A 4802-nucleotide genomic window follows, 5' to 3' on the forward strand; every position below is an offset into this window, starting at 1 on the left:
ATCACCACCATGCCGGAGTTCCGCCTGAAGGCACGGTCATTCGCCAACCGAAACTTCGTGGGCAAAACCTTCGTGAACCGGGATAGCGGGGACCGGATCGAGGTGACAGTGGCGGGGGTGAAACATGCCCTGGCAAAATCTTCGGAAGACTTGGTCAGGTCTGTGGTTGCGCTCCCCGAACTTTTAAGGGAAGCGCGGAAAACGGCTACCGAGACCGACAAGGATAATGATGTTAATACGCTTGCGGTTCATAAATATGAGGTTGGATTGCAAATAGGGGAGCGCTCGTTTGATGTGGTCATTGTTGCCAAGGAGCGCACCGATGGACACAAGTACTACGATCACAGCTTCAAGAAAGAAAAGGCCCTGCCAGGGTCAGAACACATCGCAGGCAGTATCCCGGAATTCGTAGTCCAGGGCCACCAGAATGGTGCTGTAAACCAAGGCAGAGCCCAGCAACAGGATATCACCTCCCCGGAGGAAGGCAACAATAATCGTGACGTGCGTCCGGCGATACTGCCAGACGGATCCCGGCCCCTGGTCACCTTCGACAGGGACGCCGAGGCCGGATATCAACGGGGGCTGGCCGGTTTGAGGGATACCCGCACGGTTTTGGAGCGGGTGAATGATTGGCTACGCCAGGTTGGGCACGGCATGAGCCGTCACTATCAGGAGTTGGCCAACACCCGCGAGAATGCGCGGGCCATCGAGTGGTTGCGCCAACTGGAGGCCGCCCCCCAAGCGGCCAAGGAAGAAGCGGTGCGGGTTCTCACCAAGATCACCGACGGCATGTCGAACCCGGAATACGACCTGTTTACCCGCTATATCCTTGTTCAGGATCTGATGTACGATTTCGAGAACAAACTCCCGCTTCCCAACGGCTGGACCCGTGAGTCCTTTCCCAAGGATGCCGTCGAAGTCAACAGGGTCATCAAGCAACACCCGCATCTCATCCAGAAGGCCAGACAGCGCAAGGTCTTCATCCGGCAGATAACCGACAAGCTGGTGGATGCCGGAATTCTTTCCGCCGAGTCGATCCGCAACCCCAGCTATTTCCGGCACCAGGTGCTGGACTACGCCAAGGCCCGACAGCGCGCCCAGGGAACGTCCTCCGTGAAAACGCCGAAACCCGGATACGCCCGACACCGGGAGGGGACCGAAAAGGACATCAACACCAACTATCTGGAAGCCGAGTTCGAATGGCTGCACCAAGCCATGATCGACCTCAAAATGGTCGAGGCCATCGAGAAGATCCAGGGGGTGTACGACCAGCGGGAGGCCGTCAAGGCGAAGATCATCAAACAGTTGATCAAAGAGGGCAAGGTTGTCGACGAGAAGGAAGCCAACGCCTATCTGCGCACTGCCGCAGGGATGGGGTACTTCTCGAAGCACCTGCCGGAAGGCTATGTGGAGTGGCAGCCGGAGAAGGGGCGTCATTTCTTTGTTGCCCTCACCCTGCCGGAGCATGCCATCAATACCATGCTGGAGGATGAGTCCATTGCGGAGAACATCCCCGGCGTGTCACGTGACACCGTGATGGAGGTGATGGCTAACATGCGCAAGGTGCTGGCTGTTGGAATGCCGAAGTATCAGATGGTCATTCCGCAGGAACTGGCCATCACGCTGGATGCCATGACCAAAGCTCGAAACGAGGGCTGGTTCGATCATGTTCTTGCGACCCCGCTGACCATGTGGAAACAGTGGGTGCTGATCAACCCAAGGCGGGTGATCAAGTACAATATCAACAACCTTTCCGGCGACCTGGATGCCGTCATCGCGGGCAACCCGAGAGCGCTGAAGCGGTTGCCACAAGCCATCCGGGAACTTTACCGGGTCATGAAGGGCGGCGAGCCCACCGCCCGCTACAAGGAGGCCGTGGCACGCGGTGTCTTCGATGGTGGGCTGTCGGTCCAGGAGATTCCGGATATCAACCTGCTGGGGCAGTTCCAACACCTGACCGACCCGGTTGACTGGCGCAACCCCGGAAAGATGAGTATTCGTGGCGTCATGAAGGTCTGGCGCACTCTCAAGGATTACACCACCTTCCGGGAGAACTGGCTGCGATACGCGGCCTATCTGGACTACGCGGACCGGATGGAGGCAAATGAGCCGATGACCTCAATCGGCTATGGTGCGGCGAGTCCGGAAATGGTGGACGGCCTGACCGACACTCTGGACAAGGCCGCCCTTCTGGCCCGGAGTCTCCTGGGAGACTATGGCGCCGTCAGCGCCTACGGGCAGGAGATTCGCAACAAGGTCATTCCCTTCTACTCCTGGATGGAGATCAATACCAAGCGGTATGCCCGGTTGATTGCCAATTCCTGGGGGCAGGGCTGGGGCAGCAGGGCCAGAGTGGGCACAGTAGTCGGTGTCGGCATCACCGCTCGTCTTGCCATTCGCATGGCCCTTCTTTACGGCCTGGTCTCGCTGTTCAACAACCTGTTCCACGGGGACGACGAAGACGAACTCGACATCATGGACCGGACTCAACTGCATCTCAACCTGGGAAAAGACGCTACCGGCCAGATTCGACTATTGCGGTTTCAGGGGTCGCTTTCGGACTTCACGGGCTGGTTCGGCTTCGGGGATGCTGTGGCGGCCTTCTCGGAGATCCAGAAGGGGCGGGCCTCCATGGCGGATGTCATGAAGGCTGTGGCAAAAGCGCCCTTCAACAAAATGGCCTCCGGCATCACCCCCGTGATCAAGCTGCCTTTCGAACTGGCAGCGGGAATGTCCTTCTGGCCCGATATCTTCAACCCTCGCCCAATCCAGGATGAAGGCCGACATATCCTCCGACTCTTCTCCCTGGAGAACGAATACGACTTTCTCTTCGGCAAGCCTTCCAGGGGGTATGGCCGGTCTCTCGCGGAGACGGTCGTTTCCAAACGCGACCCTGGCGAAGTCTCCTACAACACCATCAAAAGCCTGGCTGCCAAGTGGAACGAACGGGAACGGGGCATCGACGGGGTATCGACCATCACCAGCCCCCGCGCCAACGCCCTGCACGACTTCAAACGGGCCAAGCGGTACGGTGATGTCAAAGCGGAACAGCAGGCGCGGGAGGCGATGCGTCGTTTGGGGGTGACCCCGGAGGATATGCACCAGTCGATCATGCGGGCTAATCCCCTGGGGGGTATTGCCCTGAAGGATCGAATGGCCTTCACCCGCACCCTGACCCCAAGAGAAAAAGAGATCCTGCGCCGGGCCAATGACTGGTGGCGGGAAACCTATCTGCAACACTGACGAAGAGGCGAAAACATGACCATCACCAAAGAGGAACTCTTTCTCCGGCGCAACGAGAGCAGCCCCAAACATGTGCAGGAGGAGACCGTCACTGCCGGCGGAACCTCGTCCGTCTATCGGATCCCGGAGGGGGCACACCCGACGGTGGCCATCCACCCCGTTTCCGGAGGCACTGCGGTGGTGCAATTCACCACCTCCCTGCCCAGCAAGGTTGCCGCCGGAACCGCCAACTGGGTCTCCTGGGACCACGGAAGCGTCAGCGCGTCCAAGGCGGACTTTATCCAGGGGCAAATCACGGCCTTGCGAGCCACGGCGACAACGCAGAATGCGGTCCTTGAGGTGATCTACTGATGATTACGGGCGGCATGACGGGCGGCATTATTGACGGGGTGTCGCTTGGCGGGGTCTGTGAGCCGACCGGGACGGCGGCTCCGGCGTGGACGCCACTGTCCCTGGGAGCGAAACTCCTTGCCTGGCACGACCCGAGTGATGCCTCGTGTACCATGAACGGTGGCAATTTCGCGGCGATTCCGGACCTCTCCGGCAACGGACATCATGCCTCGAATGCCAATGCGTCCACACAGCCGTTGTCATCAACAATGAACGGCCTGAGATGTGTTGCGTCGACAGGTACGCGCACTCTGGACACGATTGCGGGTACGCTGAATTTCGGCGCGGAGGGTGCCTTCGTGGCTTCGGTGGTGGATGTGGTGTCGGAGTCCGCAACCATCAATGCCCATATCGCCAATTCCGGGGCGAACGGGTATTTCATGTATAACACATCGTCGAACGTGTTTACCTTTCGGCGAACAACGAATGTGCTGTCCGGGGTGGTTGCAGCCGGATCCGGCAAACACTATGTTGCCGGACATGCCAATACGGGAACCAACGCAAGCACGTTGACGGTTGATGAGACCGTTACCGTGGGCACCTTGACCATCGGCACCCTGCAACGCACCTCCATGTACGGCACCAGCGTTGCCGGAACCTACAGCATGCTGATAGGTGATGTTCTGCATGTTGACAATCCAACTGCAGGTGAAATAGTGCAAATCAAAACCTATTTGGAAGGAAAGTGGGGTATTGTATGATGATCCGTTGTTCCACGGAAGAAGAGGCGTGCGACATTGCGGACCGGGTTGACCGTGGCATGGGCTATCCGGTCTGGCACGGTGGAGAGGTATGGACACTGACCGCCTGCCAGGTACAGCCGATGGGGGGTGGTTTTGGGGTACTCTTCTCCGAGTGCCCGTGCCATCGTGACGGGTACGACGGGCGAAACAGGGATCCGGGGGAGATCCTGCCGCCAGAGATAAGGGACCGCCTGGAGACGGTTCCGGAGGGGCAGGAGGAGGGGTGATGAAAAGCCCCGGTCCAGGCTTCCACTGGGACTGGCCCACGCTTCACGATGTCCTCCCGGATGAGAGTGTCTTGGTCGAGGTGGCCCGGTCGCTGATTCCCTGTCTCAAGACGGTTGATTGTCCCTGTCCAATGGGTGGTATTTCTTGTGACCCGGCTGTGACCCGAAAGGAACCATGTGACCCCGGAGTGACCCCGAA

4 protein-coding genes are annotated in these 4802 nt (G+C 59.0%); all 4 read left to right on the forward strand.

The features are described from left to right. Positions 1-3243 (forward strand): hypothetical protein (locus HQL56_18245; protein ID MBF0311460.1); only part of this gene is annotated, 3243 nt, incomplete at its 5' end. A gap of 15 nt (positions 3244-3258) precedes the next feature. Continuing rightward, positions 3259-3594: a hypothetical protein gene (locus tag HQL56_18250; protein ID MBF0311461.1), complete on the forward strand. Its 336-nt coding sequence runs from the start codon at positions 3259-3261 to the stop codon at positions 3592-3594. Then, positions 3594-4334 carry a hypothetical protein gene (locus HQL56_18255; GenBank protein ID MBF0311462.1) on the forward strand — a complete coding sequence of 247 codons (741 nt, stop codon included), beginning with the start codon at positions 3594-3596 and terminating at the stop codon, positions 4332-4334. The genes HQL56_18250 and HQL56_18255 overlap by 1 nt, the downstream gene beginning before the upstream one ends. After that, positions 4331-4603, forward strand: coding sequence for a hypothetical protein (locus HQL56_18260; protein MBF0311463.1), 273 nt, complete (start codon positions 4331-4333; stop codon positions 4601-4603). The genes HQL56_18255 and HQL56_18260 overlap by 4 nt, the downstream gene beginning before the upstream one ends. Positions 4604-4802: the final 199 nt, after the last annotated feature.

It is taken from the genome of Magnetococcales bacterium, assembly GCA_015231925.1.
Lineage (GTDB): Bacteria > Pseudomonadota > Magnetococcia > Magnetococcales > JADGAQ01 > JADGAQ01.